The 246-nt window shown below is 50.8% G+C and carries 1 pseudogene; it reads left to right on the forward strand.

The features are described from left to right. Positions 1-193, forward strand: a pseudogene (locus AB4Y44_RS42795) (hypothetical protein); the annotation flags it as partial. Positions 194-246 lie beyond the last annotated feature (53 nt).

A 246-nucleotide genomic window follows, 5' to 3' on the forward strand; every position in this document is an offset into this window, starting at 1 on the left:
TGAAGAAGAGGCCTGTCGACGCGGCTGCTCTGGCGCGTGGCTCGACACCTACAGTTTCCAGGCGCGCGCATTCTACGAGCGGCTGGATTACACGGTATTTGGCACGATCGATAACTACCCGCCCGGCAGCTGGTCTCATGATGGGGAATCAAGTCCTAGCGATCACTTAAAGTCACTCCATATTTCATCATGAGGTTTTGAATTTTTACTCAAATACTCACAAGAAATCACAGTGCCACTATCAGG

Origin of the sequence: Paraburkholderia sp. BR10937 (genome assembly GCF_040965695.1) — a bacterium.
GTDB lineage: Bacteria > Pseudomonadota > Gammaproteobacteria > Burkholderiales > Burkholderiaceae > Paraburkholderia.